Here is a 23,832-nt window from a genome sequence, read left to right as displayed (position 1 = left end):
TGAGTTCTTAGACTTAGATCTTCTGCAGCAGTCAATAGCCAGTCACCAATCACCAAAACCAAAATCATGGGCATTCGCGTATACAAACCATATACAGCCAGTACCAGGCAGCTAGCGGTATCTGACTTCGCCGAAGTTACTAAGTCAACGCCAGAGAAATCCCTGGTAGTAAGCGTTCACCGTAAAAAAGGTCGCAATAATCGCGGTGTAATCACTAGCCGCAGGCGTGGTGGCGGACACAAACAGTTGTATCGCATCATCGATTTCAAGCGTAACAAGCACAATATTCCAGCTAAAGTAGCAGCAGTGGAGTACGACCCCAATCGCAATGCTCGGATCGCTCTGCTGTTTTATCAAGACGGTGAAAAGCGCTACATCCTGCACCCCAAAGGTTTGGAAGTTGGAGCCATAGTTCAGTCTGGAGAATCCGCACCATTAGAGCTGGGTAATGCTTTACCTCTTTCTAATATTCCACTGGGTACTGTGGTGCATAACGTAGAGATGACACCTGGTAAGGGCGGTCAGATGGTACGGGCAGCAGGGGCTGGCGCTCAGATTGCTGCTAAAGAAGGCGACTTTGTCACCTTAAAGCTGCCATCTGGTGAAGTGCGGATGGTGCGACGCGAATGTTATGCCACGATCGGTCAGGTTGGTAATACCGAGCATAACAACCAAAGTCTGGGCAAAGCTGGTCGCAATCGCTGGCGCGGTCGTCGTCCCATGGTACGCGGTTCCGTGATGAACCCTGTGGATCACCCGCACGGCGGTGGTGAAGGTTGTGCCCCTATTGGGCGCAGCGGACCAGTCACTCCCTGGGGCAAGCCTACTTTGGGTTACAAAACTCGTAAGAAGAAAAAGCTGAGCAATGCCCTGATCGTCCGCCGTCGTCGTAAAGGCTCGAAGCGTGGTAAGGGCGGACGTAATGCCTAGTCATTAACCTGAGCGCTCAATCCCAATGATTTGCTGCTATTCAGTTTCCATATAAAAAGTTTCAGATTCAAAGTATAAGTCTATGCCGCGATCGCTAAAGAAAGGTCCATTTGTGGCCGATCACCTTCTCAGTAAAGTAGAAGCCCTCAATGCCAAGGGCGACAAGCAGGTTATTAAAACCTGGTCCCGTGCCTCGACAATTTTGCCGCAGATGATCGGGCATACGATAGCCGTACACAACGGCAAGACCCACGTGCCCGTCTACGTTACCGACCAGATGGTAGGTCACAAGCTAGGGGAATTTGCGCCCACTCGCACGTTTCGCGGTCATGCCAAAAGCGATAAAAAGGCAAGGAGGTAAGAAATGCTATTAGCAATGGATGAGGTGCAGGCCGTAGCCAAGTACATCCGCATGTCACCTCACAAAGTCAGACGGGTACTGGATCAAATCAGAGGTCGCTCCTATCGCGAGGCGCTGATGATTTTAGAATTCATGCCTTACCGTGCCTGCGATCCGATTACCAAGGTTTTGCGTTCTGCCGTGGCAAACGCCGAGCATAACAATGGCATGGATCGCGGCGATCTCATGATCAGTCAAGCCTACGCTGACATGGGATCGAGTCTGAAGCGCTTTCGTCCCCGCGCCCAAGGTAGAGCCTACCAAATCCGCAAGCCAACTTGCCACATCACGATTGTAGTTAGACCAATGCAGCAGGAGTCATAATCGATGGGTCAGAAGATTCACCCCACTGGTCTACGCCTAGGCATTACGCAACCTCACCTATCCCGTTGGTTTGCTGGTGGCGATCGCTACCCCGCCCTAGCCGAAGAAGACCATAAAATTCGTCAATACATTGAGAAAACCCTCAGTAGCGCGGGGATTGCCGAAATTCTGATCGAGCGCAAAGCCGACCAGGTCGATCTTGAAATCCGTACCGCCCGTCCGGGTGTTGTGGTCGGACGTGGTGGCTCGGGGATCGAGCAACTACGCCAGGGTCTGGTCAAGCACCTGTCCCAAGGCGATGGCATGCGTAAATCCGGCACCAGCCAGATTCGCATTAATGTCGTCGAAGTGGCGCGAGTAGATGCCGAGTCCCCCCTGATCGCTGAATACATTGCCCAACAGATCGAACGCCGCGTTTCCTTTCGTCGTGTAGTCCGCCAGGCAATTCAAAGGGCGCAGCGAGCTGGAGTCGAGGGCATCAAAGTACAGATCGGCGGACGCTTAAACGGTGCAGAAATCGCCCGTACTGAGTGGGTGAGAGAAGGTCGAGTGCCTTTGCATACGCTCAGAGCTGATATTGATTACAGCTATAAGACGGCACAAACTATCTACGGTGTAATCGGGATTAAGGTCTGGATTTTTAAAGGCGAGATTATCGCGGGTGAAGAAACTGCGCCGCCACAAAATCAGCCGCGCCGTCGCCAGCAACGCCGCCGTCCGCAGTTTGAAGATCGTTCCGGAGCAGAGGGTTAAAAAGGGTAAATCTTATGTTAAGTCCCAGACGAACAAAATTCCGCAAGCAACAGCGCGGTCGCATGGCAGGCCCCGCTACCAGAGGTAACGAACTTGACTTTGGCGATTATGGCATGCAGGCTCTGGAGCCAGCCTGGATTACTTCTCGTCAGATCGAAGCCAGCCGCCGCGCCATGAACCGTTACATCCGACGTGGTGGCAAGATCTGGATTCGCATGTTTCCAGATAAACCCGTCACCCAGCGCGCTGCTGAAACCCGCATGGGTTCTGGTAAAGGCGCTCCCGAGTTTTGGGTAGCGGTAATCAAACCCGGTCGAGTCATGTTTGAAGTGGCTGGCGTACCCGAGGACATTGCCAAAGAGGCAATCCGACTGGCGGCTGCCAAAATGCCAATCAAAACCAGATTCATCAAGCGCGAGAAGGATTAAGTTCATGGCACTCCCCAAGATTCAAGTAGCAAACGAGCTTTCCGACGAGGATCTGCAAACGGAGATCGTTGCAGTTAAGAAAGAGCTATTCAACTACCGCCTCAAGTTGGCAACCCGGCAACCAGTGCAGCCGCACATGTTTAAACATGCCAAGCATAAACTAGCTCAACTCATGACAGTTGAGCGGTCAAGACAAATCCAAGCGCAAGCGTCAGGAGAATCGTAAAAGATGGCGGTAAAAGAAAGAGTTGGTCTAGTCGTAAGCGACAAGATGGAAAAAACGGTGGTGGTGGCAATTGAAAACCGCGCCCCGCATCCCAAGTACGGCAAAATCGTGGTTAAAACCAAACGATTTAAAGCCCACGATGAGGGTAACAAGTGCAAAGAAGGCGATCGCGTCCGCATCCGCGAAACTCGTCCCCTCAGCCGCACCAAGCGCTGGACTGTCACCGAAATTATCGGATCGAATGCAGAGTAGTTAAATCGTAGTTATTAGTTATTGCTCTCTGGCATTGCTGGGGCTAGCAAAATTAGCAGCAAGGCAAAAGCCAGGAGACACAGGAAGAAACAGATGATTCAACAAGAAACATACTTAAATGTGGCTGATAACAGCGGTGCAAAAAAGCTACTTTGCATTCGCGTTCTAGCTGGTGGCAATCGCAAGTTTGGCGCAGTCGGCGACGTGATTATTGCAGCGGTCAAAGATGCCACTCCCAATATGCCAGTGAAAAAGTCTGATGTCGTGAGAGCCGTGATCGTACGGACTCGTAACAGCATTCGCCGCGAAAGTGGCATGAGCATCCGGTTTGATGACAACGCGGCGGTGATTATTAACCAGGAAGGCAATCCCAGAGGTACGCGCGTATTTGGTCCCGTGGCAAGAGAATTGCGCGATAAAAACTTCACCAAAATCATATCTTTAGCGCCGGAGGTACTCTAAAAATGTCCCATAAGCCAGCCAAGTTAAGGGGTAATCGCACCTCATTCAAAATGCATGTCAAGAAGGACGACATGGTGCAGGTGATATCCGGTGTTAGTAAGGGTAAAGTTGGTAAAGTTCTCAAAGTTTTACCTCAAACCAGCGAAGTGATTGTTGAAGGGGTTAACACTAAGACGAAGCACTTAAAGCCCCAACGTGAGGGCGATGTCGGTCAGATCCTTACCCAAGAGTTTCCCATTCATAGCTCGAAGGTGATGCTCTATTCCGAGAAAGAGAAAGTTGCCAGTCGAGTTTGCTACACCTTTACCGAATCTGGGAAAAAGGTACGCATGTTAAAGAAAACAGGGGAAACTTTGAATTCTTAACCTGCTAAACCTGCCAAGTCGTAGCAACCAGTTTTACACTCCTGACCAAGACCAGGAATTCACAATTTTAGAGTTACTGAAATGTCTAATCGATTCAAAGATGCCTATAAAAATCAAGCTGTCCCCAAGCTGATCGAGCAATTTAAGTATCAAAACGTGCATGAAGTGCCCAGGTTTGACAAAGTTGTGGTCAATCGCGGTCTAGGTGAGGCTTCTCAAAATGCCAAGGCTTTGGAAGCATCCCTGAGCGAGCTCGCGATCGTTACAGGCCAAAAGCCCGTAGTGACTAGAGCTAAAAAAGCGATCGCTGGGTTCAAGATTCGCGAAGGTATGCCCATTGGCATGATGGTGACACTGCGGCGCGATCGCATGTATGCCTTTCTAGATCGCCTGATTAACTTCGCATTGCCTCGGATTCGCGACTTTCGTGGCGTTAGCCCCAAGAGTTTCGACGGTCGCGGCAACTACACGCTAGGCGTGCGCGAACAGTTGATATTTCCAGAGATCAGTTATGACAGCATCGATCAGATTAGAGGTATGGACATTTCGATCGTCACCACAGCAAACACGGATGAAGAAGGACGTGCTTTGCTCAAAGCGATGAATATGCCTTTTCGGGAACAATAAGCGGGATCAATTAGGAGATACAGATGGCAACCACTGATACCATCGCCGATATGCTGACGCGCATTCGCAATGCTTGTTTAGCGAGACATCAAGTTACGGCGATTCCTGCCACCAAGATGACGCAGAACATTGCTCGCGTGCTCAAGCAGGAAGGTTATATTGCTGATTTTGAAGAAGTAGGTGAAGGGATTGACCGCCGCCTCATGCTTTCGCTCAAATATCAGGGTAAAAATCGACAGCCAATTATTAACACGCTAAAGCGCGTCAGCCGTCCTGGGTTGCGAGTCTATTCAAATCACAAGGACTTACCACGGGTGTTGGGTGGCATTGGTATAGCGATTATTTCAACATCCCAAGGGATCATGACAGATCGCGAGGCTCGTCGCCAGGGTGTAGGCGGCGAAGTACTCTGCTTCATTTGGTAATTACTACTCATAAACTAACGGCTAAAGTCTATGTCTCGTATTGGTAAACGCCCCATTCCCGTCCCTAATAAGGTGACCGTTACAATTGCCGGGCAGCATGTCACGGTTAAGGGACCTAAAGGCGAACTACAACGTACTTTGCCCAACCAGGTGGAAGTTGTCCAGAGCGATAGCGTTCTACAGGTAAATCGTCGCGATGATTCTCGACCGGCCAGGCAGATGCACGGACTCTGTCGCACCCTGGTTGCGAATATGGTCGAGGGTGTATCGGAAGGTTTTCAACGCCGCCTGGAGATTCAGGGCGTAGGCTATCGTGCCCAAGTCCAAGGTACTACTCTCATCCTCAATGTGGGCTATAGCAACCCCGTTCCCGTAGAAGCACCAGCAGGAATTCAACTGGCCGTGGAGAATAACACTAATGTGATAGTTACTGGCATTGACAAAGAATCTGTCGGTAATATCGCGGCGCAAATTCGTGCGGTGAGACCACCTGAAGTATATAAGGGCAAAGGAATTCGCTACGCAGGTGAAGTGGTCAGGCGCAAAGCTGGTAAGACAGGTAAGAAGTAGAAACTAGAACTCGTTACTAACACAAATAAACACTATGAAAGTTAGTCATAAACAAGCAACCCACAGCCGTCACCAACGCATTCGCCGTCACCTATCGGGAACTGCCGATCGCCCGCGTCTATCTGTATTTCGTTCCAACCAGCATATTGTGGCCCAGGTGATTGACGATGTCGCACAGCATACTCTGGCTGCTGCCTCTACCCTCGAAGTAGAACTAAAGTCAAGCTTAGCATCGACCTCTAACTGCGATGCTTCTGCCAAAGTGGGCGAACTATTAGCAAAGCGAGCCTTGGCAGCAGGCATTTCTCAAGTAGTATTCGATCGCGGCGGCAACCTCTATCATGGCAGAGTCAAAGCACTGGCTGAAGCAGCACGCGAAGCTGGGTTAGATTTTTAATGGTTATGCAACTAAAGAGAACTAGCACGATAACTAACAAAAGATAACAAAAAAATGGCAGAACGTAGAAGAGATAGAAATAGTCGCGGCGGTGGCTCAGATGCTGAAGGATCTGAGGAAAAGCGCGGTAAAGGTAAGCGCGGCGATGCTAAAAAAGGTGGCGATCGCGCCGCCCGCACCGAAAAAGATTCGGAATGGCAAGAGCGCGTCGTGCAAATTCGTCGCGTCACTAAAGTTGTCAAAGGCGGGAAAAAGCTTAGTTTTAGAGCGATCGTGATCGTTGGCAACGAAAAAGGGCAGGTCGGTGTTGGTGTTGGCAAAGCCAGCGACGTAATTGGTGCCGTCAAAAAAGGCGTGGTTGATGGCAAAAAACATCTGGTACAAGTACCTTTGACCAAGTCTGACTCCATTCCCCATCCCAGTAGTGGTGTAGGTGGTGGTGCTAAAGTGATGATCCGTCCCGCGTCTCCAGGTACAGGTGTAATTGCTGGTGGTGCCGTGCGCACGGTTCTGGAACTAGCTGGAGTGAAAAATATTTTGGCCAAGCAACTAGGCTCGGGCAACCCGCTCAACAATGCTCGTGCGGCTGTTAGTGCCTTGTCTGCATTGCGTACGTTCCGCGATGTCGCCAATGCTAGGGAAATCCCTGTAGATGCGCTTTACCACTAGGATTTCCAGAAAACAAAGTTTCTGTAGGGGCAGTTTTTGCATTCAATACAGCTAAAACCATTGGATTTTGCCTAAATCTCTCCCTACGCCAGCCCACAACTAAGTAACCGATAACTTTTAGATTATGAAGATCGAAGATTTAAGACCTCAAGCTGGCGCTAAGCACCGCAAGCGGCGCGTTGGGCGCGGCATCTCCGCCGGGCAGGGTGCTAGCGGTGGTTTTGGAATGCGCGGTCAAAAATCGCGTTCCGGCAGACCAACCAGACCGGGTTTTGAAGGCGGTCAGATTCCCCTTTACCGTCGCTTGCCCAAATTAAAGCATTTTCCCATAGTCAATCCCAAGCACTTTACTATAGTTAACGTCGAAAACTTGGCACAGTTACCCAAGGGTAGCAGCGTTACGATGGAATCGCTGATGGATGCTGGAATTGTCACCCAAAATGATGGGCCGCTGAGGATTTTGGGCAGAGGCGAACTAAACGTAGCGCTTACCGTCCACGCAAATTCTTTCTCAACTGGAGCTAAGAGCAAAATAGAAGCTGCTGGGGGCACTTGTCACAGCACGAGTGCCTAGTTATCGCATTTGCAAGGTGGGCATTGCCCACCCTACATGGGTCTATACCAATACCTAATATCGTAGAATTAGAGCTAGGTATTTTATTTTCTCTTTAGGTCTTAATTACGTCTCAGGGCAAAAGCGTCATGGTAATCAGTAAAGGCAAAACGCCATCAGCACAGGAAACATTCATGCAGATGGCACAGGCAGCCGGACTCCGAAGCAGGCTGCTAATTACAATGGGCATACTGATCCTCGTGCGACTGGGAATTTTCCTTCCCCTACCTGATGTAAATAGACAAGTTTTCTCTCAAGCAGTCAAAGGCAACCAGATTATCAACTTTATTGATATTTTCTCTGGCGGCGGTTTATCAGCTTTAGGGATATTTGCACTAGGTATTATTCCCTATATCAATGCCTCAATTATCATGCAACTGATGACGGCGGCACTGCCCACCCTGGAGAATCTTCAGAAAAATGAGGGTGAAGCTGGCAGGCGTAAAATATCGCAATATACGAGGTATGTTGCGCTTGGTTGGGCGCTACTACAGGGGTTTGGTATTGGCATCTGGCTGCAAGGTGTCGGTTACAACGGAGTGCCTGCTGTGGAAAACCCCGGACCAGTATTTCTGATTGAAACCATGTTGGCGTTGTCGGCTGGCTCGATGTTTGTGATGTGGGCAAGCGAGCTGGTTACTGAAAAGGGCGTGGGCAATGGTGCTTCATTATTGATATTTATCAGTATTGTAGCTGGTTTACCTAGATCGTTGGGCAGCACGATTAAACTAGCTCAGGAAGATAGTTCTAGAGTAGGTGGCGTGATTCTCTTGCTGGCAGTCTTTTTACTGATGACCGTTGCTATTGTATTTGTGCAAGAAGGAACGCGGCGCATTCCGATTATTTCTGCTCGCCGCCAGGTAGGACGCAAGCTTTATCGAGAGCAGGCTAATTATTTGCCCTTAAAGCTGAATCAGGGAGGCGTGATGCCAATTATTTTTGCCTCCTCGGTATTAATTTTGCCTGCTTCACTAGGGCAGTTTTCTAACAACCCAGTGTTGGTGCAAGTTTCAACTTTTCTTGCACCAAATACTTGGGGATACGTAGCACTTTATTTAGTCTTGATTCTAGGGTTCAGCTATTTTTACTCTTCGTTAATTATCAACCCCGTAGATTTGTCGCAAAACCTCAAGAAGATGGGATCGAGTATCCCCGGCATTCGTCCTGGCACTGCTACTTCCACGTATATCAGCGGCGTGCTGAATCGGCTTACGTTATTAGGGGCAATTTTCTTGGGTGCAGTGGCAGTGGTTCCGACTGCTGTAGAACGGGCTACAGGCGTACAGACTTTTAGCGGGATTGGCGCAACTTCTTTGCTGATTCTGGTTGGTGTGGCGATTGAAACTGCTAAGCAAATTCAAACATATGTTATTTCGCAACGCTACGAAGGGATGGTTAAGCAGTAATGCCTAGAATTATTCTGATGGGGCCGCCAGGATCTGGCAAAGGAACGCAGGGAGAGATTTTAGCTCAGGATTTAGGCATACCGCGCATTTCCCCTGGTGATATTTTTAGAGCGGAGATTAAGCAGGGTACGGAATTGGGCAAACAAGTGCAGGCTTATAATGATTCTGGGGCTTTAGTTCCAGATGAGGTAGTTATTGAGGTAATGCGCAGTCGGTTTTCTAAAGGCGATACCAATGTTGGCTGGATCTTAGACGGCTTTCCTCGCACTACCAAGCAAGCACGGGCTTTGAACGATCTGCTGGCAGAGATCGACCAAAAATACGATTTTGTGTTAAATCTCGACGTGCCCGATCGCACCTTAATCGAACGGCTCGCTCTGCGCTCTGGCGAGCAGGGGCGGTCAGACGATAATGAAGCTGTAATCGAGAACCGCCTAAAGGAATACTACGAAAAAACAAGACCTTTGCTAGAATTCTATGGAAAGGACGTTACCCCAATTGATGGTACGCCATCAATGGCTGAGGTAAGCCAGGCCATCAAAACGAAACTGTCCCAACATTAAAACTGGAGAAATTGCTTGTCTAAACAAGATGTGATCGAGATGGAAGGTACGGTGACTGACTCGCTGCCTAATGCTATGTTTCGAGTCGATCTGGATAATGGCTTCAATGTTTTGGCTCATATTTCCGGTAAGATTCGTCGCAACTATATCAAGATTTTGCCAGGCGATCGCGTCAAGGTGGAGCTAACCCCGTACGATCTGACTAAAGGACGCATCACTTACCGCCTGCGTACTCAGGGTGGCAAAAAATAGATTGGGTTCGATCGCTTAAAATTCATCCTCTGAATCGATCCGGTTGGCAGTGGATGCAGAAGTCTGACCGTCAATTATTACGATCTTTTGTTGTGCTGTTTCCAGATAAAGGCGACAGGTTTGGGTAAGTGCCATCCCCTCTTCATACAGCTTCAATAATTCATCTAAGGGCGCATCACCCCGATCTAAAACTTCAACAATTTGCTCCAGGCGTTCGAGTTGCTGTTCAAATGATGGCGTTGATGTTGATTTTGCTCTAGGCATAGAATCTTAACTATATTCCACTATCTTCCACGTTGGTATTGATATCCCAATCCTCAGCTAATGGGTTTAACCCTTGTCCAGGTTGAACCTGCTCAATTTTGACATATGCCACTTCGTGTTGGCGGATAATCGCAATGCGATCGCAATTTTCCAATGACTCATCGACTTTAACCGCGCGCCCATCGGCTTCTAGTAAGGCAAACCCCCGCTTTAGGGGTGCGAGGGGATGTAGAGACTTGGCATGGGAGGCGATCGCCTCTAGTTTGGAGTTCGAGCGATCGATGCATCGTCGAATATCCGATCTTAAACTGGTTTCAGCATCATCCACCTGTTGCGCGTAGTTTTGCAGGCGATCTTTAAACCGTTGAAAGGCATAACTGCGAGATAAAGAGTCAATCTGCTGATGGCGTTGCACGATTGCATTTTGTATCCCAGCGTAAAGACGCTCGGCGTTTTGATGGAGTAGCTGCATTAACGCTAGCTGATGAAATTGGGTAACTAGCTCAGCCGCTGCTGTAGGGGTGGCAGCCCTAACATCCGCCACGAAATCGGCGATCGTAAAGTCAGTTTCATGTCCCACCGCCGCAACAATGGGAACGACCGAGTCATAAATTGCCTGGGCGACGGTTGCGGTATTAAATGCCCACAGATCTTCGAGAGAGCCTCCTCCACGCCCCACGATCGCCACATCCACATTCACCCGATCGAGCGCAGCGATCGCATTAGCAATTTCATAGGGAGCCGCTTCGCCCTGGACAGCAGCCGGACAGAGATAGACGCGGCAATGGGGCGATCGCCGCGCTAATGTACTGAGAATGTCCTGCACGGCTGCACCAGTAGCGGAAGTGACAACTCCAATGCGTAAGGGCAGAACGGGCAAAGGACGTTTGCGATCGGGATCGAAAAATCCCTTCTCTGCCAGATCTCGTTTTAGCGCTTCAAAAGCAAGGTAAAGATCGCCCTGTCCCATCGGAGCGATCGCGTGGCAGTCAATTTGATACTTCCCTCTGGTAGCGTAGACAGCGATCTGCCCGGTAACGATCGCCATCATGCCGTCAGCGATCACAAAATCTACGAGGCGGCTATGCCAGAGGACGCAATCAATTTGGGCCGATTCATCTTTAAGCGTGAAGTAGCGATGCCCCGAATAGGCAACCTTAAACCCAGAAATTTCCCCCGACACGCGCACGTAACCGATCTCGGTTTTAAGTAACTGCGTAATTTTGTGAGTTAAGTCGGAAACGCTGAGGGTTAAACTATCCTGGCGATCGGTCATGCTATGCTGGGGTATTTGTTTAGAGAAATGCAAGTAATATGGATCTTGACACTTTTCTGCAAAATTTAACTACAGCAATTAAACATGGTAGTTCGGCAGAATTGCTCAAGCTAATTTTCGTCCCGGAACGTATTGTGGCCGAGTGCCAGCGCATGGGGCTGGGAGACGACTATCAGCAAATGCTATTAATGCCATTTGAGGTCTTTTATGAAAAAGATTTCGTGGTGTCAGCTCGTCAAGTTGATACTTTATCTGAAGTAGATCGGGCAAAGTTTGCTTTCAAAAAGGAGCAGGATGGTATCGAGGTTGAGTGCGTAGCATACCTAAAGTACGAAGGTAAAGGCGAGAAATTTAGTGCATCGGCCCCAGTTGGTAAAGTTGATGGTGCATATAAATTAATAGCCTAGTTTTTTGCCATCTACTAAATATCGGCTGCTATGCTAGAGTAAACGAAATACAATGCGGGTGTAGTTTAGTGGTAAAACGAAAGCTTCCCAAGCTTTAGTTGCGGGTTCGATTCCCGCCATCCGCTTGAGGCAATGCTATAGCGGGTTTCACTTGAGAACGGGTTTTATTTTTGGGGTGAAGGGGTTCCATCCCTTCTCGGGGGCAACGCCCCCAAGCCCCCTTCTCGTTTTCAGATGAAAACCGCTATACTTCATCTGGAAAATTGCTGTTGGGAAAGTGTAGGCAATGTCGCTGCGATTGCCCCAACCAACTTTGCCATCCCAGGTACTCGTGACAGGTTATTTTTCTTTCCGTTCTTGTTCGGCGATCGCTTCAGCCTTTTGCTTAGCTCGTTCAGACCGTTCCTTGGTAAATTTTTCCTGAGCAGCGATCGCTTCAGCTTGTTCTTTGGCTAATTTTTCTTGCATGGCGATCGCTTATGGAATTTCATCAGGATTAATGCCCAGCGATCTAAGGTATGCTGCCAGCCTTTCCTTTTCCTGACGCTCCAGTAATTTTTCTTGACGTTCACGATCGGCGATCGCCTCAGCTTCTAACTGGAGTTTAGACTAAAAAGTGGTAAAAAGCAGCCAGCCATTGCAGACTGACCGCTTGATGATGGAAGCTGAAAAGACTATAAAATCAACAGCTTCATCATGATTAGTTTGGATAAACTTGAGCAATTTCGCAAGTACACGTACGAAATTATAGGGAACGGGAGAGATGCGCTGTTCGACTTGATGGATGCGGTACTGACGAGTCGGAGTGTTTCATCGTTTGTGGAACTTTCGTTAAGCCCATTATTTCGGAGGGAGTGGTCGAGTATCTATGAAGCACTGCAAGATAGTCATCCTCCACGTGAAGACTTGATGAAGCAATACATACAGCAAATGCCGGCAGCAGAGGTGACGATATTGGCGGGCGACCATACAGCCTGGTCGCGTCCCTATGCGGTGACATTACAAGAACGCACCTACGAACATCAACCTCAACCGGGAGTAGGAAGCAAACCTGTTACGGTGGGGCAAGGATACAGCACAATTGCCTGGATTCCAGAGTCAGAAGGGAGTTTTGCCTTACCGTTGCGGCATGAGCGGATCACCAGTTTCGAGAACCCGATTCAGAAAGCCGCTAGTCAGTTACGCTTGGTTTGTGCGGAAATTCCTGGGACTGTGCTTTTCCTGGGGGATGGCGAGTATGGGTGCGCACCATTTTTGCAGCAAACAGCAGACATCCCGTGTATCAAGCTGCTCAGGCTACGCCCCAACCGGGTTCTGTATCATGCCCCAAAGGATTACGAGGGGCATGGGCGACCCCATAAGCATGGAGAGAAATTTAGCCTCAAAGACTCTGACACTTGGTCTATTCCCCAAGCAGACATCACAATTGCAGAGCCTAAACTGGGACGATTGCAAATTCGTCGATGGCCAAACCTGCACTTAAAGCAAGCCGCAGACCATCCCTTTACACTCATTCTGGTCGAACGTCTTGATATGCCTGAATCGAAACCCCTGTGGTTGATTTGGGTCGCTAAAGACGAGCCAATCTTGAGTGAGGTATGGCAAAAATATCTGCGCAGATTTGCCATTGAGCATTGGTATCGCTTGGTGCGTCAACGTCTCCATTGGACAATCCCTCAGCTTTCTACCCCTGCTCAGATGGAGACTTGGTCGGACTTGATGCCTTTACTTACTTGGCAATTGTGGCTCGCTCGTGAACTTGTCCAAGACTCTCCTCTGCCTTGGCAGAAACCGATGACTAAATTGTCTCCTGGTCGAGTTGCAAATGCTTTTGCTTTAGTTTTGGTCAGGATTGGCTCTCCTTCCCCTGACCCTAAACCTCGCGGTAAGTCTCCAGGTTGGCCTCTTGGGAAAAAACGAACCCAACGGATTCGTTATCCTACTGTCAAAAAACGCTATGCCAAGCCCCTCAAAAAAGCTTCCGCTGCAACTGCTTAGCTCAACTTCTTCCCTTTTATCCTCTCTCTCGCTAGTTTCTATCTAGCGAGATGCTTCTTGTTGCCTTTTAGTCTAAACTCCAGTTCTAATCTCGCTTGTTTTTCCAGCGATCGCTCCTGTTCAGCCTCTGCATAAGAACGCAAGACCTGATTTGATTTGGAGTCAAAGAAGCGAAACCGTCGATCTGGATACAAGCGCAGGTCTAAACCCAGTACCTCACTATGCAATGACAACACTCCATCGGGTAAAATAGACGGAGCGATCGCCTCATATTTCCCTTTCTCCAGACGCAACCCCTGTAAAGGCAGCGGTTTTAAATAGTCCCCAGATGGATCGAACTGAAAATATTCCTTCACTCCCAGAGTGCGATAAATTAACGGATTCTCATCGCGATCTTTGCGTACCGTACCCTTAGAGGTAATCTCTAAGACAAAGTCGGGAACTTTACCGCCTTCTTCCCAGATCTTATAGCTGAGGCGATCTCCACTACTCATACCAAACACGACAAACGTGTCTGATGCGATCTTCTTATCGGGATTATTCTCTTCGTAGAAAATGAATAGATTCCCAGACACATAGACATCCTGCCGTGGCTCGAACCAAAGCCTGAGAGCCTCTGTCGTATAGCTGAGATTACGCCTCTGTTTATCGCCTTCAGCCATCGGCTCAAAGTCCTCTTCCAAATATTCAATTGTGGGGGTTAGCTTGAGTTCGCCAGAAACAGTCATGATGCGGCACTCCAAGACATGTGATATCCAAGCCTAGGTTAACATATTGCTGAGCTAGATAAGTGCGATTTCGTGCCGAATGCGTTCCGCCGCCCGATCGGTGAACCCAACGCCTACACTGCAAACGGTGCTACCATTCCCTTTTACTTCTGACACAATAGATAACAGAAGATTTTCCAGCGATCGACCCATGCTAATTGAACAGAATAGGTAATGTCCCAGATCTGTGAACTGACATTATGAAATTAATGAGGGCAGAGCTTGCAAAGAAACAGTAACCACAGATTCAGCGCATTACCTCTCTAGACATAAAGCAATCGTATCAGCTTCTGTCTTACTTATTGCCGATAAAGTCTAATATAAAGAGATAAAGCTGATTCAGGTTCATGTGTTGACAGACTTCCGGGTTCAAGTCCCAGGTTCCGCATTAAGAGCTTTTTATCTTCAAATAACCCTTAAGTATTAGCTTCTACGGGTTTCAACATTACTATTGGGAACCATGTAGAGCCTATTTGGTATTTTAAGGTAAGGAATAAAAGGTACATAAAGATGGCACGTGCAAGTAGTTTAACCGATCGAGAGTGGGCGATCGTAGAACCTCTGTTCCCGCAAAAGAAAAAGACCAGACCGCCGAAACGGACAAAGCACCAAATACTTGACGGCATATTCTATAGCTATAGCCAACAGGCTTAGGATGGGGTGCAGGGGTTCCACCCCTGCGTGGGGGCGCAGCCCCCACACCCCCTGTCCTAACAGATCTGTCTATGGCTATATATTGCCCAACGCTTGATTGTGGAAAGATCCAATGCTTAGATGGAGTGATGTAAAAGTCCGGTCAAGAACTTTGACAGAACTCTGGCTCATGCTGAATCTAGGATTAAGCTTTGCTTTATCAGGCTTATGTTGAAGTATCTCGCTGCTGCTTCCTAAAATCTCAAATAGGCTTTATAGTATTATGAATAGATGTCTTTATCCTTCTCTTTATCAAATCAACACTCGTGTTTGGCTCAATCGCCTGTCTCGCCACATCGATCGCCCAGCAACGCTCGATGATATTACCGACACGGAATTAGACGAAATAGCAAACCTGGGATTTGACTGGGTTTATTTTCTCAGCGTCTGGCAGATTGGAGAAGCAGGGCGTAAAGTCTCGCGTTCTAATCCCCAATGGCTAGCTGAATATCGGGACCTCCTGCCAGATTTACAAGAGGAGGATATCTGCGGGTCGGGATTTGCCATTACCAGTTACACCCTCAATCGTAGTTTGGGAAAACCAGAGGCATTAGCTCGACTGCGCGATCGCCTGCATCGACGAGGATTGAAATTGATGTTGGACTTCGTTCCCAATCATACAGCACCAGACCACCCGTGGGTTTGGGAACACCCGGAATATTACGTCTCTGGCACCGAAGAACAACTGAGCCAACAGCCGCAAAACTACATCAAAGTAGATTTACCTCAAGGTTCGACAATTCTGGCTTACGGTCGCGATCCCTATTTTGACGGCTGGCCCGATACCCTGCAACTCAATTACGGCAATCCCGCTTTACAGACAGCGCTAATCGATGAGTTATCAAACATCTCTCAGTGGTGCGATGGTCTGCGTTGCGACATGGCGATGCTCGTATTACCAGAAATCTTTCAACGCACGTGGGGAATTGCGATTGAACCGTTTTGGGAGAAAGCAACGCAAAAGGTGCGGGAACAGCATCCAGATTTTATATTCATGGCAGAGGTCTACTGGGATTTGGAATGGACGCTGCAACAGCATGGATTTGACTATACCTACGACAAGCGATTGTACGATCGCCTGCGAGAACATCACTCCCATCCTGTACGCGAGCATTTCTGGGCTGACCTGGATTATCAGAAAAAATCTGCTCGCTTTTTAGAGAATCACGATGAACCACGTGCCGCTGCGACTTTCCCGCCAGGGATCCATCAAGCGGCTGCGATATTAACGTACTTCTGTCCTGGCTTGCGCTTCTTCCATCAGGGACAATTACAAGGCTGGCCAAAGAAAATCTCCGTTCACCTCTGTCGCAGCCCCGAACAACCAACCAATGCAGGCTTACAGGAGTTTTACGGTAAGCTGCTTGAGGTTCTGCGTCTGAGCGTATTTCGCGATGCAGATTGGCAACTACTGGAATGCAAACCTGCTTGGGCTGGCAATTGGACGTGGGATTGCTTTATTGCTCTTGCTTGGCAAGGACAGGATGGGAAACGGGCGATCGTTACAGTCAACTATGCACCGAACCAGAGCCAGTGTTACGTTAAGCTGCCCTGGTCTAACCTTAGCGATCGCGTCTATCAACTTAAGGATTTAATGGGATCTGCAATTTACGATCGCGGAGGGACGGATCTACTTTCAACCGGACTCTATCTAGATCTACCAGCATGGGGCTACCATGTGTTTGAATTGAGTTAAACAGACATAGGGTTTATGAACTGCGATCGCCTGCTCGTCTGGCAATGAATTGTTCTAGTCGGTTGAGGTCTTCTTCATTCAGACCTCCAACCTGACGGATTACGCCTGGTTCGTTGTGCAGTCGCTCCATGTAAGCTCGTAAAGCCTCCTCGTCCTCGCGATGTGCAAGTACGTAAGTTCTGAGTTCTTTACGACTCATCTGTTGAAAATCAAGTTTCTGTGTCATCATCAAACTCCCAACGTCCGTTGCTAAAAATGGTGATGCCTAGAGTTTCGCCAGCCAGGATGTAAATTTCTTCTCGCTTTCCATCATAGCGAAACAAGTGGATCTCAGTATAAAAATTAGACAAAGTTTGACAGACTCGTATGCAGGCAAACATTTGCTCGACGGTTGGCATTATTCTTAAACCGCTTTCCTATATGGCATTGCTCTAGTACACCAAAACAAAAGTTTTGGAGGGGGTGGAGGGGGTGAAATCCCCTTCTGGGGGCTCTGCCCCCATTCCCCCATGTTGCAAAATTTATGATTTGCAACACTAGGTATTAGTAGATCGACCAAGTGCTCTAGTATATGCGATCGCTCGCTCGACTGGCAATGAATTACTATTGTTGTCTCAAAATCAGCTCTGTAGCCTCTGGCTCTGTTAGAGGTTTGGCAAAGAAAAATCCTTGTCCGAGATCGCAGCCTAACCGACATAAGCAATCATGCTGCTCGGCGGTTTCAATGCCTTCGGCTACTACCTTCATATTCAGGGCATGTCCCAAGGTCAAAATCGCTTGCACGATTTCCGTACTCTTTCGATCGGCACCGATCGTGCGAATAAACGAGCGATCGATTTTGAGACTATTGACTGGGAAGTGATTTAAATAGCTCAGCGAAGAGTAGCCCGTACCAAAATCATCAATGCTGAGATGGATTTGCCGAAATCGCAGTTGTTCCGCGATCGCGATCGCGGCTTGAGCGTTATCCATAATGGCGCTTTCCGTAATCTCCAACTGCAAGTGTATTGGCAATACTCCCGTTTCTTGCAAGAGTAGATCGAGTTCGTCGAGTAATAACGGGTGAGCAAACTGTCGCACGGAGAGATTAACGCCGATTTTGGGATCTCTTACTCCCAACTGTTGCCATGTTTGGATTTGCTTGCAGGCTCGCTTCAGTATCTGCAGTCCAATAGGGACGATCAAGCCAGTTTCTTCAACGCAAGGGATGAACTCTACTGGAGAAATCACGCCCATGCGCGGGTGCAACCAGCGAATTAATGCTTCAAAACTGCTAATACGACCAGTTTTCAGGTCTACTATCGGTTGATAGTAAAGTTGGAACTCTTCTGCCTCTACGGCGCGACGCAAATCGTTTTCCAGCAGCAAGCGCTTCACAGCAGCACTGTGCATGGCTCGATCGAAGACCTGTACTCCTCCCTGTCCCTGAGTCTTAGCCTTACAGGCTGCCGTACTCGCATCCTGCAAAGGATCGGAAGGATTGCGATAATACGAACTTCCCATCACAATTCCCATGCTGGCAGAGATAAACAAATCGCAGCCTTCAACTGTAAAAGGCGCGCTAAATGTTTGGAGAATTTCCTTAGAGATCTGTCGTGCTCGATCGAGATCTTTAACTTCATCCAAAAAGTAGCAAAATTTGTCTTCTCCCAAACGCGATAGAAGACTGCCCTGATAGGAGTAGGTTGAGAGGCGATCGCCAATTGCAATTAAGAGTTTGTCACCCACATCATATCCTAGCGATCCGTTAATTAGATTGAAGCGATCGCAGTCTATATAAACCAGAGCAAACTGATAATCAGGTTCGTTGAGACTGCGTTGGATAGCCTGTTCGAGTTGGCGGAGGAGAAAATTTCGACTGGGTAATTGGGTAAGATTGTCATAGAGAACCATCCGTTCTAGCTGAGCCGTTCTCTGCAATACCCGTTCTTCTAAAATGCCGTTAAGCTCTGCTAGTTCGTGATTTGCTTGCTGAAGTTGTTGGTTTAAGCTTTGGATATCTTTATATTGCCTCCCCAGTCTCAGCATAGAACGAACTCTGGAACGTAGTTCTATCCCATTGACTGGCTTGCTAATAAAATCATCCGCCCCTGCCTCCATACAATCAGCCAGATCCTCTTTGGCACTGAGTGCCGTCACCATAATGACCGGTATGTGCTGCCAATGGGGATTTGCTTTGATTCTATGGCACACTTCAATACCATCCAAACCAGGCATCATCACATCCAGGAGGATGGCATCCGGTTGATTCTCCGCCAGGTAATTTAATGCCTCATGGCCGTTGGCGGCATAGCTTAATTGATAGCCAGACTTGCTCAGCAAAATCTCGATCGCGTCGAGATTCGTGGGCTCGTCATCAACCACAAGTATAGATACCCGATCGTTCACCAATGAAGCCCCCATTTATCTATCTCGATCGCTCTCTAAATGCAATAAGGTTAAAAAAGATGTTCTTATATTACCCAAGTGGCAAGAAAAATACTCTGCATTAACCCTAAAGAAATAGACTTAATCGGAAATAAAGGAACAACTCCTACACTTCGAGCAGGCTTGCTAGTTGACTAAAGCTCTGTTTTACCAAGGGTAAGGCGCTACCTACGATCGAAACCGCAATTAGCAGTCCGATCGCGCCATCTGCCCAAAGCCAGTGCACTTTCCACACCACTAAAGCTGCCACTAATACCCCCAACGAACTGAGTGCGTCGGCAATGATGTGCAAGAAGACCCCCTTTAAATTTAAGTCATCGTGGCTGCGATCGTGCAACAGAAAGATATTGATGCTATTGACTGCCAGCCCAATTACTGCGGTAATCGTCATTGGTAGGCTCAAGATGTCTGGAGCTGGGGCTTGTAGCTGTAAAATCGCTTTCATCGCAATCCCTCCACCAATTATCAGCAGGCTAAGACTATTAAAAAGGGCGATCGCAATTTCTACCCGTTGCCCCACAAACTTAGTTTTTTGAGCGAGCCATGCTCCAAATAGGGCAAGTGACAGGGCAAAGCAATCAGTAAAAAGATGGCCGGCATCAGCCAGCAGAGCCGTACTGTGGCTGTACCTGCTGATTGCCAGCTCGATCGCGGAAAAGCTTGCCACCAGGAGCAAAACATAGGTTAAGCGCCTTACTTTATGCTCAGTTCGATCCCTTGGTTGCATAGAAGGATCGGAGGGCCGATCTAGCTCGCCTGCGATCGAAAACACGCTGAGGTCGTGGGAATGGTTGCAAAAATCGTGGTGAATATGCTGATGGTTATGCACTAAAACCGTACTCCAAATGCGCCAATTACTTGCCAAACTTTGACGAGTCTTGTCATTAAATTCTCCCGACTTCACTATATAGCAATCCTGTCTAAGATACCCGCGAGGTGCTAGGCGCTAGCCGTAACAGATCCTACAGGTGGAGTTTGCCAAACCCTAAATCTACCCTCAGCGATCGCCCCGAATACCGATCGCGGTTGCGGGTATCCAAGCATGCTTGGGAATGTAGTACATATTCAGGGAATTGGAGATTGGCCTCCGAACCTGTATTTGACTGCATAGAAACATTTTGAGCTCCAGGTTATTTAGACTTATCTTGCGCAATTAAAGGCATCTGTTTGACAAATATTAATAAATTTTGCCAATATTTGTTATTGTATAAGTAAAACAGGGAAAACCAGATATGACTACATTAAACATTTCTTTGCCGGATGCAATGAAAGAGTTTATTCAAGAACAAACTAAAGCGGAAGGCTATAGTACAGCTAGTGAATATCTGCGGCATTTAGTGCGTCAAGAACAGAAGCGAGTAGCCCAAGCCAAGCTTGATGCTATGCTTCTGGAAGGCTTAAACAGTGGTGAATCTATCGAAATAAATGACGAATGGTGGGAGCAAATGAAAGCATCACTTGTTGATAAGCTCAATAAATGAAGTGTGGCATGGGCAAAAAAATTCTTGTTAAACCCCAAGCCAGTCTCGATCTTAAAAATGCCTTTGATTATATTGCTGCTAACAATTCTGATATCGCATTAAAATTTTTCGATTCTGCCAGGCAAACATTTGCTCAATTAGCCTTAATGCCAGGGATTGGGAGATCCTACAAGTTTGGATTGAGAAAATGGGCAATTAAAAACTTTAAGAATTACTTCATTTTCTATAGGGTGGATGATGAGGTTATAGAAATTTTCAGGATAATCCATTCATCTCAAGATATTGAGGCAATTCTAGAAGAGGACGAGTAGTTCCAGAAGCGCGATCGCTGTTTGCTATGCTTAAGCTTGTATTTCCCCCTTTTACATTGAATTCCCCCGATAATACATCGCTTGAATACCTTAAATACTTAGGAGCAAAGGAACATGGCTTTATTAGACGATATTTTGGGCATGGTTGGTAACAAAGAAGGTGCTAACAACATCTTGGGTGTGATTACACATCTGATGGACGAAAGCGGCGGTCTCAATGGCCTGCTCAAGAAATTTCAAGACAGCGGTCTATCTGAGGTTGTAGGTTCTTGGGTTGGTCTGGGCGAAAATCAGAAGATTTCTGCCGATAGCATCATGCAGGTGATTGGTAGTGGTAAAATTCAGCAACTAGCACAACAATTTGGCTTAGACCACAATCAATTTGCCTCGCAAATCGCTGGTATGCTGCCCCAAGTGATCGATAGTCTCACGCCAGAGGGCAAAGTACCTGATGACAATAATGTCCTCGGACAAGCATTGGAAGTGCTGAAGTCGAATTTCTTGAAATAAAGCTCAAGTTAAGGTGGGCGATGCCCACCCTAACAGACCGTTCGATGCGTTGCCCATCCTACAGGCTATGTAGAACCTTTGCCGATCCTGCGAATTGCAACAACGGCTGGTTTGGGAATGTCGTTTGGCTTTAATCCCGGCCAATTAGAACCGATTGGGACTTTGCGAGTTTGCATGAATTCTTCTCCATCGGGAGTTTTCATAGCAAACTTACGCATCTCAAATGCCATGTCCTTGCGAGTGCCATTCACCTCACCAGGATGCTGCACCGAGAGGAATAAAGTTTGCTGGTCGGGTGAGAAGAATGGCCCCGTATTTTCGCATTCCATGGGGCCAAAACCGAATAGATAGGCTTCCCCAGCTTTAGGACCAGAAGTGGGAAAAAACCAGATCGAACTATTACCGAACAGTCCCCGCAGGTTCGATTGGCTTACTGGTTTCCCTTCTTTATCCTGACGGCTGGGAATGGCTTTGTTGTACTTATCGCTTGATATATCCGTCACCATCCAGAGGTTGCCACTACCATCAAATACCATATTATCAGGATTGGCAAAACCGAGACCGCCTTCCGATGGCTCGCCGCCTGTGGCAAAGATTTTCCATTTAAAGGTCATCGCTGCGGGTTCGTTGCCATCTTCGACCAGACGCATAATCCAACCGTATTCGTATGCCTTCCCATCTCTTCCCTTAAAAATCCGTACATCTGGGCTACCATCACTGCTACTGATGGAGCCGGATGTGAAGTTGATAAATAGCGAGCCATCGATATTGATATCCGTATCTTCCGGACGCGCCGTACAGGTAGCCCCAACGGCATTAGCAGCATAATGCGCGTCGATGAGAATCGCACCTTGTTTTTCCGTAGGATCTCCTTCGTAGAGATCGCCTAAAGTTTTGAACTTTTCTTTGAAGGCAATTATTTCTTCTTCCTTGGTAGCCTTAAAAGCTCCTCCTTCAGGACGCTTTGGCAAAGTCAGCATTTTACCTGCCAGAACTTCTAGCGAATCGGGGTTGACGGGAGTGTTGGCTTCTAGGGCAATCCAGGTTCCCGTGCCATCGGGTTTGAACTTGGCGGCATAAAGCATGCCTTTTTCGAGCAAGCGCGAGTTGGCCTTATCTTTAGGATTGCCTACTTTTCCCTGACTGACGAATTTGTATAGGTGACCGCCACGGCGATCGCAACCAGAATAAAAAGCTAAAGGCTTACCAGCCTCAGCACGGATGCCAACAGCTTCATGCCGAAATCTTCCCAACCAGGTGTGCTTGGTGCCATAGTCATTAGGGTTGGCGGGATCGACTTCAACCATCCAGCCATATTTATTGCCAGCTAGACCGAATACATTACCTAACCCAGTAAACTCATCTTCATCATTTTTGCCAAACTTTTTCTTGGCAGGCGAAAGAGATGTCCCATCTGCCATGACTTGTTCTGGTACGAAGTTCTGAATATTTTCCTCACCACTGAAGACAGTACCCCAAGGTGAAGTGCCGCCAGCGCAGTTGTTGAAGGTCCCGATGATGCGATCGCCTAGCTTATCGATGTAACCCAAACCCGATTTCTTGCGAAAGACTGCGATCGCAGGTCCCGTTGCTTTGAGATAGCGACCGTCTTCCAGTCCCGAAATCCCAGTTATGCGACGATCTGCACTTGAATTTGCCCGCACCCATTTACCTTCAGGAGTTTGTCGGATCAAAATTACGCCGATGCCGAGATCGATGAGAGCTTCTTTAGCGATTTTCTGTAGATTAGCTTTCATCGGATCGCTATCTGACAGCTCAAATACATTCATGCCATCTTCTCCAACAGCTTTGAATGTGGTTCTCATTTCTTGGAGCGGCAATGTTTTACCAATTATTTTCTCATATCCTTGCTCCCAAGGTAGGGCGCTGATATATTCAAAATTCACGGTCAGGAAACCTTCATTCTTACTCGTCTCAATGAAGGAATTGTAGTCATTGTTGTAGCCAAAGCGGGAATCGCCAACCTTGTCGCCCCAAGCAGCGATTACGTCGTAGGTATAGCCCTCTGGGAGTACTAGATCGTCTTTTACTTCAAACGTGCTGTAGGCAGATTGTTGCTTTTCCTTTGTCATGCCGTCAGTTGCCAAAGGCATGGTGCCGCGTATAGGCTTGAAACTGAATGGATTAGACTGGGTTGCAGCTTCGGCGAACTTGTCAGCATCGGAGAATTTCAGTGCATCACTTCTATCCATAAAAGGCATGGAGAACTTGCGATTCACATTAGACATGGCATCAAATGCGATCGCGCCAGTACCCGCACCAAGGAATAGAAGGAAATCTCTGCGTTTAAGAGTCATGGTATCAATTTTCAGGAGATAG

The 23,832-nt window shown here is 47.9% G+C and carries 35 protein-coding genes, 1 tRNA gene and 1 pseudogene; 26 read left to right on the top strand and 11 right to left on the bottom strand.

Going from position 1 to position 23,832, the window contains the following annotated elements:
- The first annotated feature begins 66 nt into the window (after nucleotides 1–66).
- The 18 genes from rplB to infA all read left to right on the top strand — a co-directional run bounded on the left by rplB (nucleotide 67) and on the right by infA (nucleotide 9,662).
- A complete protein-coding gene (gene rplB, locus PSE6802_RS0113895) occupies nucleotides 67–930 on the top strand; it encodes a 50S ribosomal protein L2 (RefSeq protein WP_019500665.1) in 864 nt (287 codons plus the stop codon).
- A gap of 82 nt (nucleotides 931–1,012) precedes the next feature.
- Complete coding sequence (gene rpsS / locus PSE6802_RS0113890) at nucleotides 1,013–1,291, top strand: 30S ribosomal protein S19 (protein ID WP_019500664.1); 279 nt, start codon at nucleotides 1,013–1,015, stop codon at nucleotides 1,289–1,291.
- A gap of 3 nt (nucleotides 1,292–1,294) precedes the next feature.
- Nucleotides 1,295–1,654 carry a 50S ribosomal protein L22 gene (gene rplV / locus PSE6802_RS0113885; RefSeq protein WP_019500663.1) on the top strand — a complete coding sequence of 120 codons (360 nt, stop codon included), beginning with the start codon at nucleotides 1,295–1,297 and terminating at the stop codon, nucleotides 1,652–1,654.
- A 3-nt stretch (nucleotides 1,655–1,657) separates the two neighbouring features.
- Nucleotides 1,658–2,407: a 30S ribosomal protein S3 gene (rpsC, locus tag PSE6802_RS0113880; protein ID WP_019500662.1), complete on the top strand. Its 750-nt coding sequence runs from the start codon at nucleotides 1,658–1,660 to the stop codon at nucleotides 2,405–2,407.
- Between the two features lie 14 nt (nucleotides 2,408–2,421).
- Nucleotides 2,422–2,835 (top strand): 50S ribosomal protein L16, encoded by a 414-nt coding sequence (gene rplP / locus PSE6802_RS0113875; protein ID WP_019500661.1) that lies wholly within the window; start codon nucleotides 2,422–2,424, stop codon nucleotides 2,833–2,835.
- Between the two features lie 4 nt (nucleotides 2,836–2,839).
- Nucleotides 2,840–3,061 (top strand): 50S ribosomal protein L29, encoded by a 222-nt coding sequence (rpmC, locus tag PSE6802_RS0113870; RefSeq protein ID WP_019500660.1) that lies wholly within the window; start codon nucleotides 2,840–2,842, stop codon nucleotides 3,059–3,061.
- Nucleotides 3,062–3,064: 3 nt separating this feature from the next.
- Complete coding sequence (gene rpsQ / locus PSE6802_RS0113865) at nucleotides 3,065–3,313, top strand: 30S ribosomal protein S17 (RefSeq protein ID WP_019500659.1); 249 nt, start codon at nucleotides 3,065–3,067, stop codon at nucleotides 3,311–3,313.
- Nucleotides 3,314–3,406: 93 nt separating this feature from the next.
- Nucleotides 3,407–3,775, top strand: a complete 369-nt coding sequence (rplN, locus tag PSE6802_RS0113860) for a 50S ribosomal protein L14 (protein WP_019500658.1) — start codon at nucleotides 3,407–3,409, stop codon at nucleotides 3,773–3,775.
- A gap of 2 nt (nucleotides 3,776–3,777) precedes the next feature.
- Nucleotides 3,778–4,140 (top strand): 50S ribosomal protein L24, encoded by a 363-nt coding sequence (rplX, locus tag PSE6802_RS0113855; protein ID WP_019500657.1) that lies wholly within the window; start codon nucleotides 3,778–3,780, stop codon nucleotides 4,138–4,140.
- 81 nt (nucleotides 4,141–4,221) lie between these two features.
- A complete protein-coding gene (rplE, locus tag PSE6802_RS0113850; RefSeq protein WP_019500656.1) occupies nucleotides 4,222–4,767 on the top strand; it encodes a 50S ribosomal protein L5 in 546 nt (181 codons plus the stop codon).
- Nucleotides 4,768–4,790: 23 nt separating this feature from the next.
- Nucleotides 4,791–5,192: a 30S ribosomal protein S8 gene (gene rpsH / locus PSE6802_RS0113845; RefSeq protein WP_019500655.1), complete on the top strand. Its 402-nt coding sequence runs from the start codon at nucleotides 4,791–4,793 to the stop codon at nucleotides 5,190–5,192.
- A gap of 30 nt (nucleotides 5,193–5,222) precedes the next feature.
- Nucleotides 5,223–5,762 (top strand): 50S ribosomal protein L6, encoded by a 540-nt coding sequence (rplF, locus tag PSE6802_RS0113840; RefSeq protein ID WP_019500654.1) that lies wholly within the window; start codon nucleotides 5,223–5,225, stop codon nucleotides 5,760–5,762.
- Nucleotides 5,763–5,796: 34 nt separating this feature from the next.
- A complete protein-coding gene (rplR, locus tag PSE6802_RS0113835; protein WP_019500653.1) occupies nucleotides 5,797–6,159 on the top strand; it encodes a 50S ribosomal protein L18 in 363 nt (120 codons plus the stop codon).
- Nucleotides 6,160–6,213: 54 nt separating this feature from the next.
- Nucleotides 6,214–6,828: a 30S ribosomal protein S5 gene (gene rpsE / locus PSE6802_RS0113830; RefSeq protein WP_019500652.1), complete on the top strand. Its 615-nt coding sequence runs from the start codon at nucleotides 6,214–6,216 to the stop codon at nucleotides 6,826–6,828.
- Between the two features lie 124 nt (nucleotides 6,829–6,952).
- Entirely contained in the window at nucleotides 6,953–7,402 is a 450-nt protein-coding gene (rplO, locus tag PSE6802_RS0113825; protein ID WP_019500651.1) for a 50S ribosomal protein L15, read from the top strand.
- A 128-nt stretch (nucleotides 7,403–7,530) separates the two neighbouring features.
- Nucleotides 7,531–8,847 carry a preprotein translocase subunit SecY gene (secY, locus tag PSE6802_RS0113820; protein WP_019500650.1) on the top strand — a complete coding sequence of 439 codons (1,317 nt, stop codon included), beginning with the start codon at nucleotides 7,531–7,533 and terminating at the stop codon, nucleotides 8,845–8,847.
- Complete coding sequence (locus tag PSE6802_RS0113815) at nucleotides 8,847–9,410, top strand: adenylate kinase (RefSeq protein ID WP_019500649.1); 564 nt, start codon at nucleotides 8,847–8,849, stop codon at nucleotides 9,408–9,410. The genes secY and PSE6802_RS0113815 overlap by 1 nt, the downstream gene beginning before the upstream one ends.
- 15 nt (nucleotides 9,411–9,425) lie before the next feature.
- Nucleotides 9,426–9,662, top strand: coding sequence for a translation initiation factor IF-1 (infA, locus tag PSE6802_RS0113810; protein WP_019500648.1), 237 nt, complete (start codon nucleotides 9,426–9,428; stop codon nucleotides 9,660–9,662).
- A gap of 15 nt (nucleotides 9,663–9,677) precedes the next feature.
- Here infA and xseB read toward each other — a convergent pair whose 3' ends face one another.
- On the bottom strand, nucleotides 9,678–9,926 hold the full coding sequence (xseB, locus tag PSE6802_RS28960; RefSeq protein ID WP_019500647.1) for an exodeoxyribonuclease VII small subunit: 249 nt from the start codon (nucleotides 9,924–9,926) through the stop codon (nucleotides 9,678–9,680).
- A 10-nt stretch (nucleotides 9,927–9,936) separates the two neighbouring features.
- On the bottom strand, nucleotides 9,937–11,202 hold the full coding sequence (xseA, locus tag PSE6802_RS0113800) for an exodeoxyribonuclease VII large subunit (RefSeq protein WP_019500646.1): 1,266 nt from the start codon (nucleotides 11,200–11,202) through the stop codon (nucleotides 9,937–9,939).
- A gap of 38 nt (nucleotides 11,203–11,240) precedes the next feature.
- Here xseA and PSE6802_RS0113795 point away from each other — a divergent pair, with 38 nt between their 5' ends.
- Together PSE6802_RS0113795 and PSE6802_RS0113790 are read left to right on the top strand one after the other, a co-directional pair.
- Complete coding sequence (locus tag PSE6802_RS0113795; RefSeq protein ID WP_019500645.1) at nucleotides 11,241–11,609, top strand: hypothetical protein; 369 nt, start codon at nucleotides 11,241–11,243, stop codon at nucleotides 11,607–11,609.
- Between the two features lie 54 nt (nucleotides 11,610–11,663).
- Nucleotides 11,664–11,734, top strand: a tRNA-Gly gene (locus PSE6802_RS0113790).
- Between the two features lie 214 nt (nucleotides 11,735–11,948).
- Here the strand turns inward: PSE6802_RS0113790 and PSE6802_RS35355 are convergent.
- Both PSE6802_RS35355 and PSE6802_RS35830 read right to left on the bottom strand, forming a co-directional pair.
- Nucleotides 11,949–12,077: a hypothetical protein gene (locus PSE6802_RS35355; RefSeq protein ID WP_019500643.1), complete on the bottom strand. Its 129-nt coding sequence runs from the start codon at nucleotides 12,075–12,077 to the stop codon at nucleotides 11,949–11,951.
- Between the two features lie 9 nt (nucleotides 12,078–12,086).
- Nucleotides 12,087–12,203, bottom strand: a pseudogene (locus tag PSE6802_RS35830) (Uma2 family endonuclease); the annotation flags it as partial.
- A gap of 102 nt (nucleotides 12,204–12,305) precedes the next feature.
- Here PSE6802_RS35830 and PSE6802_RS0113775 point away from each other — a divergent pair.
- Nucleotides 12,306–13,607, top strand: a complete 1,302-nt coding sequence (locus tag PSE6802_RS0113775; RefSeq protein ID WP_019498766.1) for an NF041680 family putative transposase — start codon at nucleotides 12,306–12,308, stop codon at nucleotides 13,605–13,607.
- 38 nt (nucleotides 13,608–13,645) lie between these two features.
- On the opposite strand, the gene PSE6802_RS0113770 is transcribed toward PSE6802_RS0113775, so the two are convergent.
- The gene (locus tag PSE6802_RS0113770; RefSeq protein WP_019500642.1) at nucleotides 13,646–14,335 is read right to left on the bottom strand and encodes a Uma2 family endonuclease; all 690 of its coding nucleotides are present in this window, start codon (nucleotides 14,333–14,335) and stop codon (nucleotides 13,646–13,648) included.
- Nucleotides 14,336–14,884: 549 nt separating this feature from the next.
- Between PSE6802_RS0113770 and PSE6802_RS31980 the strand changes: the two genes are divergently transcribed.
- Both PSE6802_RS31980 and PSE6802_RS0113765 read left to right on the top strand, forming a co-directional pair.
- On the top strand, nucleotides 14,885–15,028 hold the full coding sequence (locus tag PSE6802_RS31980; protein WP_083901702.1) for a transposase: 144 nt from the start codon (nucleotides 14,885–14,887) through the stop codon (nucleotides 15,026–15,028).
- A 262-nt stretch (nucleotides 15,029–15,290) separates the two neighbouring features.
- Complete coding sequence (locus tag PSE6802_RS0113765; protein WP_019500641.1) at nucleotides 15,291–16,763, top strand: alpha-amylase family glycosyl hydrolase; 1,473 nt, start codon at nucleotides 15,291–15,293, stop codon at nucleotides 16,761–16,763.
- Nucleotides 16,764–16,776: 13 nt separating this feature from the next.
- Here PSE6802_RS0113765 and PSE6802_RS0113760 read toward each other — a convergent pair whose 3' ends face one another.
- The 5 genes from PSE6802_RS0113760 to PSE6802_RS33430 form a co-directional block, all read right to left on the bottom strand.
- Nucleotides 16,777–16,989 (bottom strand): DUF6887 family protein, encoded by a 213-nt coding sequence (locus tag PSE6802_RS0113760; RefSeq protein WP_019500640.1) that lies wholly within the window; start codon nucleotides 16,987–16,989, stop codon nucleotides 16,777–16,779.
- Entirely contained in the window at nucleotides 16,973–17,161 is a 189-nt protein-coding gene (locus PSE6802_RS0113755) for a DUF6888 family protein (RefSeq protein ID WP_019500639.1), read from the bottom strand. Before PSE6802_RS0113755 ends, PSE6802_RS0113760 begins: the two co-directional genes overlap by 17 nt.
- Before the next feature lie 205 nt (nucleotides 17,162–17,366).
- Nucleotides 17,367–19,166 carry an EAL domain-containing response regulator gene (locus tag PSE6802_RS0113750; RefSeq protein WP_019500638.1) on the bottom strand — a complete coding sequence of 600 codons (1,800 nt, stop codon included), beginning with the start codon at nucleotides 19,164–19,166 and terminating at the stop codon, nucleotides 17,367–17,369.
- Nucleotides 19,167–19,296: 130 nt separating this feature from the next.
- The gene (locus tag PSE6802_RS0113745; RefSeq protein WP_019500637.1) at nucleotides 19,297–20,094 is read right to left on the bottom strand and encodes a cation diffusion facilitator family transporter; all 798 of its coding nucleotides are present in this window, start codon (nucleotides 20,092–20,094) and stop codon (nucleotides 19,297–19,299) included.
- Between the two features lie 58 nt (nucleotides 20,095–20,152).
- Entirely contained in the window at nucleotides 20,153–20,299 is a 147-nt protein-coding gene (locus tag PSE6802_RS33430; RefSeq protein WP_156815517.1) for a hypothetical protein, read from the bottom strand.
- 123 nt (nucleotides 20,300–20,422) lie between these two features.
- On the opposite strand from PSE6802_RS33430, the gene PSE6802_RS0113740 reads away from it, so the two are divergent.
- From PSE6802_RS0113740 to PSE6802_RS0113730, 3 genes are all read left to right on the top strand, one after another.
- A complete protein-coding gene (locus tag PSE6802_RS0113740; protein WP_019500636.1) occupies nucleotides 20,423–20,671 on the top strand; it encodes a type II toxin-antitoxin system ParD family antitoxin in 249 nt (82 codons plus the stop codon).
- Nucleotides 20,672–20,679: 8 nt separating this feature from the next.
- Entirely contained in the window at nucleotides 20,680–20,982 is a 303-nt protein-coding gene (locus PSE6802_RS0113735; RefSeq protein ID WP_036946189.1) for a type II toxin-antitoxin system RelE/ParE family toxin, read from the top strand.
- Between the two features lie 114 nt (nucleotides 20,983–21,096).
- Nucleotides 21,097–21,492, top strand: coding sequence for a YidB family protein (locus PSE6802_RS0113730; protein ID WP_019500634.1), 396 nt, complete (start codon nucleotides 21,097–21,099; stop codon nucleotides 21,490–21,492).
- Nucleotides 21,493–21,557: 65 nt separating this feature from the next.
- Here PSE6802_RS0113730 and PSE6802_RS0113725 read toward each other — a convergent pair whose 3' ends face one another.
- Nucleotides 21,558–23,810, bottom strand: a complete 2,253-nt coding sequence (locus tag PSE6802_RS0113725; protein ID WP_019500633.1) for a PhoX family protein — start codon at nucleotides 23,808–23,810, stop codon at nucleotides 21,558–21,560.
- Nucleotides 23,811–23,832: the final 22 nt, after the last annotated feature.

The organism is Pseudanabaena sp. PCC 6802, from assembly GCF_000332175.1.
Lineage (GTDB): Bacteria > Cyanobacteriota > Cyanobacteriia > Pseudanabaenales > Pseudanabaenaceae > PCC-6802.
This window is presented reverse-complemented; position numbering and strand designations above follow the sequence as displayed.